The following is a 14,617-nucleotide window of genomic DNA, read 5'->3' as shown; positions in this document are numbered from 1 at the left end:
TTAATCAGGCCACACTCAAGTTTGGATTATCAAACCCCAACAGAGTTTGTCGCTGGATGGCAAAAGGAATTAATAACGGGAGCCAGAGTTTCTAGATGAAATTGGTCCGATAAAACCAGACAGGTCACTACAGCACAACTCACTAAGCAAAACGAGTTTTGACTGATTGGCTTGGCAGCAAACCAAGCATTGGCAGGAATGGTAGCCTGCAAGCATTTTGAATCCAGCCCCAGTTGAATAGTTTGCAGCTCTTTGTTTTCATCAAAAAAGTAGATAGTGACATCGCAGCCGCTATGAAAATACCAAGTCTCATCGGATTTAATGCGATGCCATGATGAGAAGTCTTGACCTGAAAGAAGATAGTAAATACTGGTGTAGGCACTCTTTTGTCCTGCGCCTTCAGCGCTAACAATGGTGGGTGAACGATACATTTCTCGATAAAAGCCACCCTCTGGATGCGGCAGAAGCTTGAGATCATCAACTAGAGAATTCACAGTTTGCATATATCCCTATCTGGCTCTATATATTTCTGCAGCAGCATTTTGTTCAATGACTTTTTTCTTAAAGGTTGCGATTAAGACTTTTTGATTCACACTTCTACGAGTCTTGAACCAGTAGAAGAATCCAAGCACCACAAACCATAATGGCAAGAAGTACAGCGCAATACGTGTGTTTTCGTTTAGGCCTAGGGCGTAGATCACAATAGCAAAAAATACAAATGCAACATAAGTCATCGTTTTACCCAGAGGGGTCTTAAACTTCGATTCGTCATGGGCCTGAGGTAAACGCTTGCGATATGCAAGATAGGAAAACAAAATCATCGACCAAATATAAATAAAGAGGATGGCTGTTACGCTGCCAACCAATTCAAATGCGCTCATCATGGACTGCGTGGTTGTCAGTATGAGGGATGCCGACAGCACAAGCCCCGTTCCGAAAAAGATGCCTCCAGTAGGAATTTTATGGGAGGATAATTTTCCAAAAATAGATGGCGCGTGATGATTCTTTGCTAAGCCATACACCATGCGTGATGTGGCGTAGATACCGCTATTGCTCGATGAGGTAGCCGAACTAATCACCACGCCATTAATCAAGGATGCAGCGCTCACCATACCCACCAGGGAGAACATGCCTACAAAAGGACTTTCGTCAGGAGAAATGTCGACCCAAGGAGTCACCATCATTAAAACCATGACAGTGCCAATATAGAAAATCATGATGCGGAAAGGAATTTTATGAATCGCATCAGGCAGCATCCGCTCTGGATCCTTTGTTTCCGCCATCATTGTGCCAATGATTTCCATTCCAGCAAATGCGAAGATGGCAGTCTGCAGGCCTCCCAGTAATCCCGAGACTCCATTAGGGAACAGCCCTCCGTATGACCAGAGATTGCTAATATGAGCGGCAACCCCACTCGGAGAAACAAAGCCAGTAATACATAAGTAAATCCCGAGGGCAATTAGACCAACAATGGCAATCACTTTGATAATGGCCAACCAAAACTCTAGCTCCCCAAATGCTTTAACACTGAGAATATTGAGAGTGAGCAATAAAAGCACAATGGAAAGAGCGGATATCCAAGGAGGTAAGTTAGGCCACCAGAAAGAAATATAGCCAGTAATCGCAATAATCTCAGCAATTGCAGCCACGATCCAGGCAAACCAATACGTCCAGCCCATAAAGAAGCCTGCTGATGGCCCTAATAAGTCTTCTGAAAAATCAACAAAGGATTTGTAATTCAGATTAGATAGAAGCAACTCCCCCATTGCCCGCATCACAAAATATAAGATGCAGCCAATAACGGCATAAATCAAAATGATGCTAGGACCAGCAATCGATATAGTCCTACCAGACCCCATAAATAAGCCGGTGCCAATGCAGCCACCGATAGCGATCATTTCGATTTGTCGCTGACCTAGACCACGCTCTAACTTATGATTACTGTCCATATAAATCCAATTTCTGGTGAAAACAAACTTGGCCGTCTTAAGCTGAATTCAGCTAATGGGTATTAGTAACCGACGCTCAATCCTTCTGGCCACCAAGACTATTACGGAAACTAAGAGTAAATATACTAAAGCGGTGAGTAAGTAGGCTTTGAAAAACTGAAAATTGGTAGAAGCCAATTCTTGCATTCGTGCAAAGAACTCGGTGTACTGAATCAAAAATGTAATCGAGCTATCTTTAAGGTTAGCTATTACTTGATTTGTTAATGCTGGCACTGATGTACGCAATACCTGCGGCAGAGTAATCAAGCGAAATATCTGTGACGGCTTAAAGCCTTGTGCTCTAGCGGCCTCTAGCTGGCTCTTATCCAGGCCGTTAAATGCTGTTTTTAGATACGCCGCATTGTAAGCGGCCACATTTAAGGTAAATCCGATGACGGCAACTGTAAATGGATTGAGTCGGATCCCCCATTGAGGGAGTCCGTAATACATCAAGAACAGGAGCACGATCAAGGGCATGCCAATAAAGAAGGAGATATACCCATTAATGGCATTGCGGATAAAGACGTTTTTACTGAGCGTCAGATAGAAGACAACAACGCCCAATAAAAATCCTGTAACGCTAATAACAACTGCTAATTGGAGAGTATTAGAAAGTCCAGCCAATATGAGCGGCATCTGCTCAAGAAGGTCACGCTCAAAACCGCTCCAAGATCCCGCCATAACTACTCTCTCTTGCCAAAGAAAGCTTGCAGCTCTGGATCTGAATGATTATTGGCGAGAACATCAATGCGCTCATCTGCACGAATGATGCCCTTATCCAAAAACAGCACCCGATCAGAAATAGCACTTGCTAAACCCAAATCATGAGTTACGCAAATCATGGTGATCCCATTGTGATGCAAGCGGTTAATGAGATCGCCAACATCACGAGACATGATGGGATCCAGGGCTGAGGTTGGCTCATCAAGTAGCAATACGGCTGGGTCCATCGCTAAAGCTCGTGCAATAGCAACACGCTGCTTTTGCCCGCCGGACAATTGCGAGGGATACTTGCTTTGATGGAAGGTCATCTCAAAACGAGATAACTCATGCAAAGCCTTTTCATTAGCTTCTTTAGGCCCCATACCTTCTAACTTACGCAGGGCTAATGTGACATTTTCTAATACGGTGAGATGGCTATACAAAGCAAATTGCTGAAATACAAAGCCAATTTGCTTGCGTAATTGCCGAACATCTACGTTGGGACCTAAGATCTCATTGCCCTTGAATTGAATTGATCCGGAGGTAGGCTCTACCAAGCGATTTAAGCATCTTAAGAGGGTTGATTTACCACTACCAGAAGAGCCCATCAGGACTTTCACTTCGCCTTGCTGCAAGTCCAGGTTAATCCCCGAGAGGACTAACTGACCCTCAAATTCCTTGGTGAGGTCCCGAATGGTGATTACCGTCATACCGCAGCTTCTTTCATGCTTGGAATTTCATAATGCTTTTGAATGAGTTGAACACCCAATAACAAGATCCGATAAATAACAAAATAAAGGACTCCAACCATCAGATAAACATCAATTCCCTTTAGGGTATTGGCTGTCAATGTCATGGCCTCCTTGGTGATCTCTGGAATACCAACGGTGTAGGCAAAGGGGGAATATTTCAGAACGGAGGTAAATTCATTGATCATGCCGGGGATGGAAAAACGGAGCATCTGGGGAATTTCAATATAACGAAGCACCTGGATGCGACTCATACCCATGGCCTGTGCAGCAACTATCTCAGCTGGGTCGACCGAATTAAATGCTCCACGAAAGACTTCGGTTAAATAGGCGCCGGCAACCAAACCCAGACTAAGCGCCATTGCCATTAAGGGCGGTGGCTTAATGCCAATTCCGGGAAGGCCAAAGTAAACCAAGAATAAGAGAACAAGTACCGGAACGCCCCTAAAGACATAGGTGTAGATATCGATGAGAAATGAAACACTTCTAATAGAGAGTCGATGCAGACTAGAAAGCAGTAGACCGACAACAAGGCCGGTCATACTGCAAACCAGTGTCACGATAACGGTGTAGACAACACCCTTACAGAGCTCCAGCAGAATATCTAAAAGACTCATGACGAACTTTTGCTAAAGGATTACTTCATCCACTTATCTAAGATCGCTTGAATTTTTTCTGGTCCTAGCTCTGTTAAATACTTATCAAAGTCATCACGCAACTTGGAGCCTTTAGCAAAGGCAAATCCCAATTTATCGTAACCCTTGAATACATAAGCACTTTCCAAAGGAAGCTTTAGCTTGTTTTCATAGTTCAAGAGCACAGGCTCTTCAATGAATGCCAAATCAATATTGCCATTCTGGAGATCAGTCACCACCTCAGCATATGAAGGGTATAGTTTTACCTTGCTCAAAGAGTAGTAGCCTTTTGGCTCTAGCTCATTTCTGATCAAGTCATCGTAAGCCATGCCACGTGGGTAGCCAATCGAATACTTCTTAAGTTGATTTAAATCAGTAATCTTGATATCTTTACCTTTAAGACTTACTAAATGCCAAGAGTTATCGTAATAAGGCCGAGAAAAATCCATCGCCTCTTTGCGCTTATCTGTGATCGAGATGCCAGAGAAGGCAACATCAGCTTGACCGCTTGACACTGCACCAAGCATTCCCTGCCAATCATAAGGAGTGACTTTTAAGGTGCAGCCACGAGATTTGCAATAGCCCTGAAAAATATCCATATCTACGCCAACAATCTGCCCATTCTGATCAAAGAGCATCGGTGGCGATGCAGGCGATACGGCTACCTTAATTTCACTTGAATTGGTTCCTTTAGAGCAGGCAACTATGCCTAAACTTAGAGCACAAATCAGCAATAGCAAAAATCGGCGTTTCATATACAAAATCCTTGTAGTAAAAATCAGGTGGCATCTTCTAAATTAAACAAGCTAATTCAAATCAATTAGCCTTAAAAGCATTCCATCAAAAGATAGCAGCGGAAGAGCAATTTGTAAACGATGATCTTGCGGCAGGAACTGCAGAGCATCGCAGTTGATTGACTCATCGGGCTGTTTGCCAACCAATCTAAAGAGTAAAGAACTGTCCTACCTCTAGATTCAACTCTTTAGCCAATTCAGCACCAGTCACTTTACCCGCAGCCCCTTTAGCCTTCAGGACCTCAATCTGTCCACCATGGCAGGTGATGAAGAAAGAATCTAGCGTGATTTGAGTCACTTCACCTGGCTTACCTTTAACGGCACCAAACGTTGCTGCCACATGTTTGTGGCAATCATAGATCTGTACTTTTTGTTCGCCAAACTTAGTCCATGCACCAGGCGCAGGATTGCATGCACGAATCAGGTTATAGATTTGAGTGATATGAGTCGCCCAATGAATCTGTGCGGCATTCGCATCAAACCAGCCTTCGTAGTTAGCCTGCGATTCATCTTGAACGATTTCTTGATGCTTGCCTGCAACTACGAGATCAGCAGTCTCCAGGAGAGCTTTCACACCGATCGGGAATAAATGATCAAAGTAGATCTTGCCGAGTGTGTCATTAGGTCCAATGGCCACCTCTTTTTGCAAGATCACTTCGCCTTCATCTAAACCATCAGATGGGCGGAAGATGGTTAAACCCGTCTTCTCTTCGCCTAATGCGATTGCCCAATTAATAGCGCTTGGCCCACGATATTTAGGCAGCAAAGATGGGTGATATTGAATCGTGCCGTGTTTCGGAATCTTGCAGAGCTCTTGGGGAACAAACTGAAGCACATAAGCCATGACGCAGATATCGGCATTGGCATCAATCATCGCTTGAGCAGCCTCCGGCCCTTTTAGGGAAGGGAACTGCAAGGGGGTTAAACCCCTTGCCAGAGCAGCCTCTTTTAAGACTTCGGGCTTGGTTGCCTTGGGATTATCTGGCGGACAGAAGACGGCAACAAGCTCATCACCGCGATCTAAAAAAGCCTCTAAAGCTGCTTTACCAAAATCCGCGCTACCAATCAAAGCAACCCGCATCTTAGATCACCTTATCGTGACGTAATTCAATTAACTCATCGGTTGAGTAACCTAACTCGCTAAGAATCTCATCGGTATGCTCACCGAGCAATGGTGAACGAGTCACATCGGTTGGGCTATCAGACATCTTGATTGGGTTACCAACAGTGAGGTACTTTCCGCGAATTGGATGATCCACTTCAACCACGGTGCCGGTAGCACGCAACGCAGGCTCTTCAGCGATTTCTTTCATAGAAAGAATTGGGCCACAAGGAACATCATACTTATTGAGCGCTTCCATAACCTCAAACTTACTTAAGGTCATCGTCCATTTTTCAATCTCAGCAAAAATTTCCATGAGACGGGGTAAGCGTGCCATTGCGGATGCGAAGTTATGGTCAGTGATCCAATCTTCGCGGCCAATGACTTTACATATTGCGGGCCATACTGGCGCCTGCACCACTACATAAATATAAGAATTGGGGTCGGTTTCCCAACCTTTGCATTTGAGAATCCAACCCGGCTGACCGCCACCCGAAGCATTACCGGCGCGGGGTACAGAGTCACCAAACTCACCATTTGGGTACTGAGGATACTCTTGCATCGTACCGTTGCGCTCTAAACGTTGTTGATCGCGCAACTTCACACGACACAAGTTCAGTACGGCATCTTGCATCGCCGCCAATACTTTCTGACCACGGCCAGAATGAGTACGTTGATATAGCGCAGTAACGATACCCAATGCCAAATGCAAACCAGTACCACTATCGCCAATCTGTGCGCCGGTCACCATTGGAGGACCGTCATCAAAACCAGTAGTTGATGCTGAGCCACCTGCACATTGCGCAACGTTCTCGTAAACTTTGCAATCTTCGTATGGGCCAGGACCAAAACCTTTTACAGAGGCCATGATCATCATAGGATTAAGTTCTTGAATACGTTCCCAAGAAAATCCCATGCGATCGAGTGCACCTGGTGCAAAGTTCTCAACCAATACGTCGCACTCTTTGATCAAGCGCTCCAGAATTTCTTTACCCTTTTGGGTTTTGGTATTCACAGTAATCGAACGCTTGTTATGGTTCAACATCGTGAAATACAAACTATCTGCATCGGGAATATCACGCAACTGACCGCGTGTTGCATCGCCCTCGCCAGACTTTTCTACTTTGATGACGTCTGCACCAAACCAAGCCAGTAACTGAGTACAGGTTGGGCCTGATTGAACGTGCGTAAAGTCGAGGACTTTGACCCCCTCTAGTGCTTTTGCCATGATTTAAGTCCTAATAAGAATGTAATTTTTGAATTAAGGCAATTTTACCAGTGGGAAATGGGGAAAATTCTAGCGCGCCCGTTTTTTGGGCATGGATCTCTTCTAAATCTGCATTTACCCTTGTTAGGGTCTATATGCAGCTATGCCGGAGGATTTTCAAGATCGGAAACGCGCTTTTTAAGGGCCCTTTCTTGGGCAAAACGCTCCGTCTCATCCCGAATGACAGCAACCACCCCGTTAGCCTTTCCAGAGGCGTCAAATAGCATTCCTACAGTAAAAGCAATCGAAAGAGTTCCACCGTCCTTATGTTTGGCTGGAACTTTTAATAAGGAAGCTCCATAGCGGGTCGTACCCGTCTCCATGGAATGGCTGTAGCCTTCATTGTGCTTTTGGCGTTGACGCTCAGGAACAATCAGATCCAAGGTGTTTCCAAGGGCTTCTTGCTCTGAATAACCAAAGATGCGAGTAGCAGCAGGATTCCACAAGACAATTTTTTCATGGGCATCCGCCACGATGATGGCGTCCCCAACGCACTCCACTAACTGGTGTAAATCAATATTGGTATTCATATCGTCAGTCTATAGAGTTTTTGAGAAATAAAAAAGGCGCTCACTAAGAGCGCCTTCAAATTAATGCCAGTGTTACTTGTTATTAAACTGCTTTAGCTGTGTGCAACTTAGCGATGTCATCAGCGCTATAGCCAAGGTCAGCTAATACTTCGTCAGTGTGCTCACCCAATACTGGTGATGGACCAACTTCGATTTCCAAATCAGAGAACTTGATCGGGCTACCGATAGTCAAGTACTTACCACGTACTTTGTGGTCAACTTCAACAATAGAACCGCTCTTACGCAAGTCTGGTGAGTTAGCCAATTCTTTCATTGAGAGAACTGGAGCACATGGAATATCGAACTTGCGGAGGATGTCCACAGCTTCGTACTTAGTCTTGTCTTTGAGCCAGTCTTCGATGGTTGCGAAGATGTCAAAAATCTTGTCTTGACGAGCTTCAGCAGTCATGTACGCTGGATCAGTTGCCCACTCTGGTTTGCCCAAAGCTTTAGTAATTGGCTCCCAAGCGTGACCTTGAATTGTGAAGTAGATGTATGCGTTTGGATCTGTTTCCCAACCCTTACACTTCAACACCCAACCTGGCTGACCGCCACCACCAGCGTTACCGCCACGTGGAACTACGTCAGTGAATGAACCGTGTGGGTACTGTGGGTACTCTTCCAAGTAACCAATCTTGTCCAAACGTTGTTGGTCGCGCAACTTTACGCGGCACAAGTTCAATACAGCGTCTTGCATTGAGCAAGATACTTTTTGACCTTTGCCAGTTTTTTGACGCTGCATCAATGCAGTCAAAATACCAATTGCCAAGTGCATACCAGTATTGGAGTCGCCCAAAGCAGCAGCAGAAACAGTAGGAGGACCATCCCAGAAACCAGTTGTTGAAGCAGCACCGCCAGCACACTGAGCAACGTTCTCATATACCTTTAAGTCTTCGTATGAGTGGCCATCGCTAAAACCTTTTACAGAAGCCATGATCATTTTTGGGTTCAATTCTTGGATACGCTTCCAAGAGAATCCCATACGATCCAAAGCACCTGGACCAAAGTTCTCAACCATTACGTCAGAAGTTTTGATCATCTTCTCTAAAACTTCTTTACCTTCTTGAGTCTTAGTATCCAAAGTCAAAGAACGCTTGTTACCGTTCAACATTGTGAAGTACAAAGCATCTGCACCTGGAATATCGCGCAATTGGCTACGAGTTACGTCGCCAGAACCTGGACGCTCAACTTTGATAACGTCAGCGCCATACCATGCCAACAACTGAGTACATGCAGGACCTGCTTGTACGTGTGTGAAGTCAATAATGCGAATACCTTCTAATGGTTTAGTCATGTTTGTTTCTCCTTAAGTCTTTCTTGTTTACTTCTAAATTAGTCTGGAATTACTTCTTAGCAGCTGCTGTGGATGGGTTTAAGTTTGTTAAACGTCCACTCTCAGTACCTGCAGTTTCATCAATAACAGCATTGATGAGGGCTGGTTTACCGGCAGCAATCGCTTCTGTTAACGCTGCTTCTAATTCTGCTGGGGTAGTTACGTAGTAACCAACACCACCAAACGCTTCAATCATTTTGTCGTAACGAGCATCTTTAACGAACACAGTCGGGGCAACATCAGCGCCGCCTGTTGGGTTTACGTCAGTACCACGGTATACGCCGTTGTTATTGAATACAACAGTCGTGATTGGCAAGTTGTAACGGCAAACTGTTTCCAATTCCATACCGCTAAAGCCAAATGCGCTATCGCCTTCAACCGCAACCGTTGGCAAGCCGCTAATTACAGCTGCGCCAATGGAGTAACCCATGCCAATTCCCATAATGCCCCAAGTGCCTGAGTCAAAACGTTTACGTGGCTTGTACATATCAACGATTGCACGGCAATAGTCGAGTGTGTTTGCGCCTTCGTTAACCAAGTTCACATCTGGGTTCTTCTTGATCACGTCACGAATCACGCGTAATGCGCCATGGAAGTTCATTGGATTTGCTTCTTTAGCCAATGTCTCAGCCATCTTGGCCAGATTCTTATCCTTCTTCTCGGTGATCGCAGCAATCCACTCAGCGCTTGGCTTAGGAACAGCAGAGATACCCTTCAAGAGTTCACCTACGCATGAACCAATATCACCAATCAATGGGGCGGCGATTTGTACGTTGCTATCCACTTCGTTTGCTTGAATATCGATTTGGATAAATTTCTTAGGCTCTTTACCCCAAGTTTTACCTTTACCGTGTGCAAGCAACCAGTTCAAACGTGCACCAACCAACAACACTGCATCGGCTTCAGCCAATACGAATGAACGCGCTGCAGAAGCAGACTGAGGATGATTGTCTGGCAACAAACCTTTAGCCATAGACATAGGCAAGTAAGGAATACCTGATTTTTCAACTAAGTCACGAATTTCTTTATCAGCTTGAGCATAAGCGGCGCCCTTACCCAAGAGAATCAATGGACGCTTAGCGCCCTTCAACACATCTAATGCACGAGCAACTGCATCCGCTGCTGGGATTTGACGCGGAACTGGATCGATTACCTTGAAAATGGATTTCTTGGCTTCATCAGCAGGCATGGTTTGTGCAAGCAACTGAGCTGGCAAGTCTAAATACACACCGCCTGGACGACCAGAAACTGCAGCGCGGATTGCGCGAGCAAAACCGATACCGATATCTTCAATGTGGTTGATACGATATGCAGCTTTGCAATATGGCTTAGCTGCATTGAGCTGATCCATCTCTTCGTAGTCACCCTGTTGCAAGTCAACGATTTCACGCTCGCTTGAGCCGGAGATCAAAATCATTGGGAAGCAGTTCACAGTAGCGTTAGCCAAAGCTGTCAAACCGTTCAAGAAACCAGGAGCAGAAACTGTCATACAGATGCCTGGCTTTTGCGTCATGTAACCTGCAATAGCGGCAGCATTACCTGCATGTTGTTCGTGACGGAAGCCGATGAAGCGCAAACCTTCTGCTTGCGCTAAACGGCATAAGTCAGTAATTGGAATACCAACGAGGCCGAAAATGGTGTCGAGGTCGTTTGCTTTCAAAGCGTCAATGACGAGATGAAAGCCATCGGTTAATTGTGTGTTTTGATTATCTGTTGTCATAGAAATTTATATAAAAATTGCGGTTCTGCTCTTGTAGAGCTCATGCAATTTAGCTTTCGCTAACGTCTCCAATGTAGTTATAAATCGCATAACGGGTTTTGTGTCCCGCTTAGGCTGAGATGAATATTAGGCTTGGGCAAGAGGTTCATCATTGACTTCGGTCAATTTCCCCTTAAATCCTGTAATTACGGGCGGTTTTGGCCCTTAAACAAAGAGTTCTTTATGCTTCGTTTTGAGGCGACTCAGGGTCTCAGGAGAGAGGTTCAGGTAGGCCGCCAACTCCTTCTTTGGGAGAAGCTCGAACAAATCCTCGTATTTACGCAAGAAACGCTCTACCCGCCCTGGAGCATCGAGCATATGCAAGGTAATGGTGTGGGCCATGATTTCACTCATCAGCCGCATAACCTCAAACTCAAAACTCTCTTTAAGGGGCTTATGCTCCTCAAGGAATTTCGCCCACTTCTTCATAGGCATACGGGCTACACGCGCTTTAGTGACACATGCAATGCTGTAGGGTGCGGCAGTTTTAAGGCGCCAGGCGGCATAGCTCGTTTCAATATCTTTTTCGATGGCAAAACGCAAAATCATCTCTTTGGCATCTGCACTAGAGACAATCCGCTTGAGAATTCCATCCAAGACAAAGTACTGCTCCATTTGGTGATCACCTTGGTGCAACAAGATTTCTGATTTTTTGAGGTCAGCAATTTCTAAATGGCGCTCTAAATCAGCCATTGCTGAGGGATCCAAGCTTTTTAAGACCGAGTTTTGACTCAACTGCAGACGAATCAGGTTTTTTTCGGGATGCTTATCTAATACGGTCATGAATCCTTGCTCCTAGACCCTCCATTGTAGGCTTTTTTACCTATCAAAGCCCTGGATTCCCACTTGGCGCACCTCAAATCCGCTAGAATGACCAGGTCGTGGTGCTTTATTGCAGTGCAATAAAGTTAAACGGGAAACACTAAACGTGTGCTGCCCCCGCAACGGTAGGTAAATGCGTCTTTCTAGCTGTCAAAGACGTCAGGAATCTGACAAAGCCACTGTGCGCGTCAATCGCATGGGAAGGCCAGATTCTGATATTTACTAGCCCGGATACCGGCCAAGACAGGTGGAATTTTGCGGACGGGGATCTTCGCGCGCCAAGCAAGCGCTTAGTTTCTCGATACTGCGCCCAATTGACGCCTGAACTCCTGCACGCGAAATTCTGTTCGACCCAGCTAACGGGGAAGTTAGCTAGGCAATCGATAACAGAAAGTGAATCATGAAACAGCAGTTCAGCAACCGAAAAGCCGTCCTCATTTTGGGCGCTCTCATCAGCATTAATGCCTTCGCACAAAACAACGCACCGTTAGTTTTAGCAAGCACATCAAGCCCCCTTAATCCAATTATTGTCACAGCAACTCGAACGCCAACTAAAGCCAGCGATGTGTTGGCTGATAACGTGTATATCGGGCCCGAGGAAATTGAGCAAGCTGGACAAACTAGCTTGGTTGAATTACTGCAACGACAAAAAGGTGTGACCATCTCCAGTTATGGAACAGGCGGATCCAATGCCAGCGTTTTCTTACGAGGCACTACCAATAATCAGACTCTCGTATTAATCGATGGTGTTCGCATTGATGATGCGATTAATGGGGGTACCAACTGGTCAGTTATCCCGCTAACCATCATCGATCATATTGAAATCGTATTTGGCCCACAGAGCAGTCTTTATGGATCCGATGCCATCGGCGGCGTAGTACAAATCTTTACCAAAAAAGGTGATGGCCCTCCCAAGGTAGGCGCCTCTTTTGGATATGGCAGTTACGGCACCAGTATTAGCGAAGCCAGCATTAATGGGTCTACGCAAGGCGATCAAAAAATTCGCTACTCACTTGCAGCAAGCCAAACCCTCTCCATGGGTTTCAATACCATAGCACCCAACAATAAGGATGGGCTTAGCGCATCAGGCAGAACGGGCTATGTTCAAGACAGCGTTACTGGCCGACTATCTCAAGAGTGGAGCAAGGGACAAGAGTTTGGATTGCAATTTTTAAATAGCCGCCTCAATAACCAACTACCTGGGTTTGACCCGCAAGAGTTTTTATATCAACAAACTCAAAATCAAGTTTCTCAATTAGGGACCTATTCTCTTTACTCCAAAAATCAAGTGATGGAGAACTGGCGCAGCCTACTGCAAGCATCCGCACAAACAGGAACTGCTTTAAATCACGCGCCTGGTACACCAGATAATCCAGCATATGACAGCACTCTGAACCAGAGACAAAATACTTATACCTGGCAAAATGATTTCGCCATTGGTACCGATGTTTTGCAAGTGCTAGCGGAAAGAAAAACTCAAAAGGTTTCAAGCAATCAACTGGACTACAACAACGGTGACTTCAACAACTTGACAGCACCCTATCCTTTTTTAGGCTTTAGTCAAACCCGTAACACCAATTCAGGTGCTATTGCATATCAACTCAAAAGGGAAGCACACTTAGCCAACTTCTCACTCCGTAATGACAGCATCACAGGCTACGGACCCCAAACTACCGGTGCGGCAACTTACGGCTATTTCTTCACCAAAGAATGGCGTGCGAACATCAACTATGGAACTGGATTTAGAGCGCCGACGTTTAATGACCTTTACTATCCAGGATACGGAAATACAGCGATTCTTCCTGAAAAAAGTAAAAACACAGAAGCAGGACTGCACTACGAAAAACCAGGTCTCGATGGGCACGTCGTGGTCTTTAGTAACTCCATCTCAAACCTGATTCAAGTTAGCAATTCGGATACGTGTCCTGTGGGAACAGGTATTTTTGGCTGTGCATCCAACGTGGCAAGCGCCAAAATTACCGGTAGCACTTTGAGTGGTGCCGTACAAATGTCTTCACTCAGCTTAAAAGGCTCCTTTACACAACAAAACCCAGTAAACGAGAGCACGAATAGCACTCTGATTAAGCAAGCTAAGCAATATGGCAATCTAGCCAGTGAATACCTCTACCTCAAGCTGACGACCGGAGTGGGAGCCACTTTTTCCGGGCGCAGGGATGATTTTCAGGGCGCGAACACTGGCATGGGTGGCTACACCATCTTTAATCTCTATGCTAACTATGATTTAGAGAAAGACCTTAGCGTCTTTGCCCGTTGGAACAATGCTTTAAATAAAGCCTACCAACTCAGCTATGGCTATAACACCCCAGGCTCAAACGTATTTGTAGGCCTGCGTTACGCCATGAAATAAGCCCTTTTTTCAGACTACAATGCCAGTATGAGTGAGACCTCCCCTCTTTCCACTGGCAACCTAGCATCAGACATGGATGCGCTATGCGCATCCATCCATCGAGTAGCTGGAAAAATCCAAGCCATTGCTGAGGCTGTTCAAAACTCTAATCAAAATCGAGTACAACTCGAAAATAAGATTGAAGATGCGCAAAAGCGCATTCAACACATCCTAAGTCGCCTGCCAGAACAAAGCGACGGCCGCCAACTCAATCTACTGGGCGAAGCTATCCCACCAAATAACCCTGAGGATGACAATGAGCCAACAACGCATTGAGGTAAGTCTCGCCGGCCAGAAAATTACTCTGGCAACCAGTACTGAGCATGAGCCATTACTCCGTGCAGCATGCGTCTTGGTGGATGAACAAATTCAACTAGCCATCAATGGTGGCAACCGCAGTATTGAAAGAGCGAGCATGATGGCCGCACTCAAAATTGCTGGTGATCTCATAACTTTACAAAAAAATCCATCGCAACAAAGCACTCCCTCC

The 14,617-nt window shown here is 45.5% G+C and carries 14 protein-coding genes, 1 pseudogene and 1 riboswitch; of the genes and pseudogenes, 3 read left to right on the top strand and 12 right to left on the bottom strand.

What is annotated here, in order from left to right; translation table 11 throughout:
• Nucleotides 1–29: 29 nt before the first annotated feature.
• The 12 genes from ICN39_RS09915 to ICN39_RS09860 all read right to left on the bottom strand — a co-directional run bounded on the left by ICN39_RS09915 (nucleotide 30) and on the right by ICN39_RS09860 (nucleotide 11,681).
• Complete coding sequence (locus ICN39_RS09915) at nucleotides 30–494, bottom strand: cupin domain-containing protein (RefSeq protein ID WP_216233871.1); 465 nt, start codon at nucleotides 492–494, stop codon at nucleotides 30–32.
• 15 nt (nucleotides 495–509) lie between these two features.
• Complete coding sequence (locus ICN39_RS09910) at nucleotides 510–1,949, bottom strand: amino acid permease (protein WP_216233870.1); 1,440 nt, start codon at nucleotides 1,947–1,949, stop codon at nucleotides 510–512.
• 48 nt (nucleotides 1,950–1,997) lie between these two features.
• Entirely contained in the window at nucleotides 1,998–2,669 is a 672-nt protein-coding gene (locus ICN39_RS09905) for an amino acid ABC transporter permease (RefSeq protein ID WP_216233869.1), read from the bottom strand.
• Nucleotides 2,670–2,671: 2 nt separating this feature from the next.
• Complete coding sequence (locus ICN39_RS09900) at nucleotides 2,672–3,400, bottom strand: amino acid ABC transporter ATP-binding protein (protein ID WP_216233868.1); 729 nt, start codon at nucleotides 3,398–3,400, stop codon at nucleotides 2,672–2,674.
• The gene (locus tag ICN39_RS09895) at nucleotides 3,397–4,056 is read right to left on the bottom strand and encodes an amino acid ABC transporter permease (RefSeq protein ID WP_216233867.1); all 660 of its coding nucleotides are present in this window, start codon (nucleotides 4,054–4,056) and stop codon (nucleotides 3,397–3,399) included. Before ICN39_RS09895 ends, ICN39_RS09900 begins: the two co-directional genes overlap by 4 nt.
• Before the next feature lie 20 nt (nucleotides 4,057–4,076).
• Nucleotides 4,077–4,829, bottom strand: a complete 753-nt coding sequence (locus tag ICN39_RS09890; RefSeq protein WP_216233866.1) for a transporter substrate-binding domain-containing protein — start codon at nucleotides 4,827–4,829, stop codon at nucleotides 4,077–4,079.
• 187 nt (nucleotides 4,830–5,016) lie between these two features.
• Nucleotides 5,017–5,949 (bottom strand): methionyl-tRNA formyltransferase, encoded by a 933-nt coding sequence (locus ICN39_RS09885; RefSeq protein WP_216233865.1) that lies wholly within the window; start codon nucleotides 5,947–5,949, stop codon nucleotides 5,017–5,019.
• A gap of 1 nt (nucleotide 5,950) precedes the next feature.
• Nucleotides 5,951–7,198 carry a formyl-CoA transferase gene (gene frc, locus ICN39_RS09880; protein ID WP_216233864.1) on the bottom strand — a complete coding sequence of 416 codons (1,248 nt, stop codon included), beginning with the start codon at nucleotides 7,196–7,198 and terminating at the stop codon, nucleotides 5,951–5,953.
• Nucleotides 7,199–7,338: 140 nt separating this feature from the next.
• Complete coding sequence (locus ICN39_RS09875; RefSeq protein WP_216233863.1) at nucleotides 7,339–7,767, bottom strand: PAS domain S-box protein; 429 nt, start codon at nucleotides 7,765–7,767, stop codon at nucleotides 7,339–7,341.
• 82 nt (nucleotides 7,768–7,849) lie between these two features.
• Complete coding sequence (gene frc, locus ICN39_RS09870) at nucleotides 7,850–9,100, bottom strand: formyl-CoA transferase (RefSeq protein ID WP_216233862.1); 1,251 nt, start codon at nucleotides 9,098–9,100, stop codon at nucleotides 7,850–7,852.
• 49 nt (nucleotides 9,101–9,149) lie between these two features.
• On the bottom strand, nucleotides 9,150–10,859 hold the full coding sequence (gene oxc, locus ICN39_RS09865) for an oxalyl-CoA decarboxylase (RefSeq protein WP_216233861.1): 1,710 nt from the start codon (nucleotides 10,857–10,859) through the stop codon (nucleotides 9,150–9,152).
• A gap of 204 nt (nucleotides 10,860–11,063) precedes the next feature.
• Nucleotides 11,064–11,681 carry a Crp/Fnr family transcriptional regulator gene (locus ICN39_RS09860; RefSeq protein WP_216233860.1) on the bottom strand — a complete coding sequence of 206 codons (618 nt, stop codon included), beginning with the start codon at nucleotides 11,679–11,681 and terminating at the stop codon, nucleotides 11,064–11,066.
• An 82-nt stretch (nucleotides 11,682–11,763) separates the two neighbouring features.
• A riboswitch (cobalamin riboswitch) is annotated at nucleotides 11,764–11,978 on the top strand.
• 142 nt (nucleotides 11,979–12,120) lie between these two features.
• Here ICN39_RS09860 and ICN39_RS09855 point away from each other — a divergent pair.
• The 3 genes and pseudogenes from ICN39_RS09855 to ICN39_RS11280 all read left to right on the top strand — a co-directional run.
• Nucleotides 12,121–14,088 carry a TonB-dependent receptor domain-containing protein gene (locus tag ICN39_RS09855; protein ID WP_216233859.1) on the top strand — a complete coding sequence of 656 codons (1,968 nt, stop codon included), beginning with the start codon at nucleotides 12,121–12,123 and terminating at the stop codon, nucleotides 14,086–14,088.
• A 27-nt stretch (nucleotides 14,089–14,115) separates the two neighbouring features.
• The gene (locus tag ICN39_RS09850) at nucleotides 14,116–14,403 is read left to right on the top strand and encodes a hypothetical protein (RefSeq protein ID WP_216233858.1); all 288 of its coding nucleotides are present in this window, start codon (nucleotides 14,116–14,118) and stop codon (nucleotides 14,401–14,403) included.
• Nucleotides 14,378–14,608 (top strand): annotated as a pseudogene (locus ICN39_RS11280) (cell division protein ZapA); the annotation flags it as partial. The gene ICN39_RS09850 and the pseudogene ICN39_RS11280, both read left to right, overlap by 26 nt.
• Nucleotides 14,609–14,617 lie beyond the last annotated feature (9 nt).

The sequence above is a fragment of the Polynucleobacter sp. AP-Reno-20A-A9 genome (assembly GCF_018882085.1).
GTDB lineage: Bacteria > Pseudomonadota > Gammaproteobacteria > Burkholderiales > Burkholderiaceae > Polynucleobacter.
Note: the sequence above shows the minus strand (reverse complement) of the source record. Positions and strands in the feature narration are given on the sequence as shown.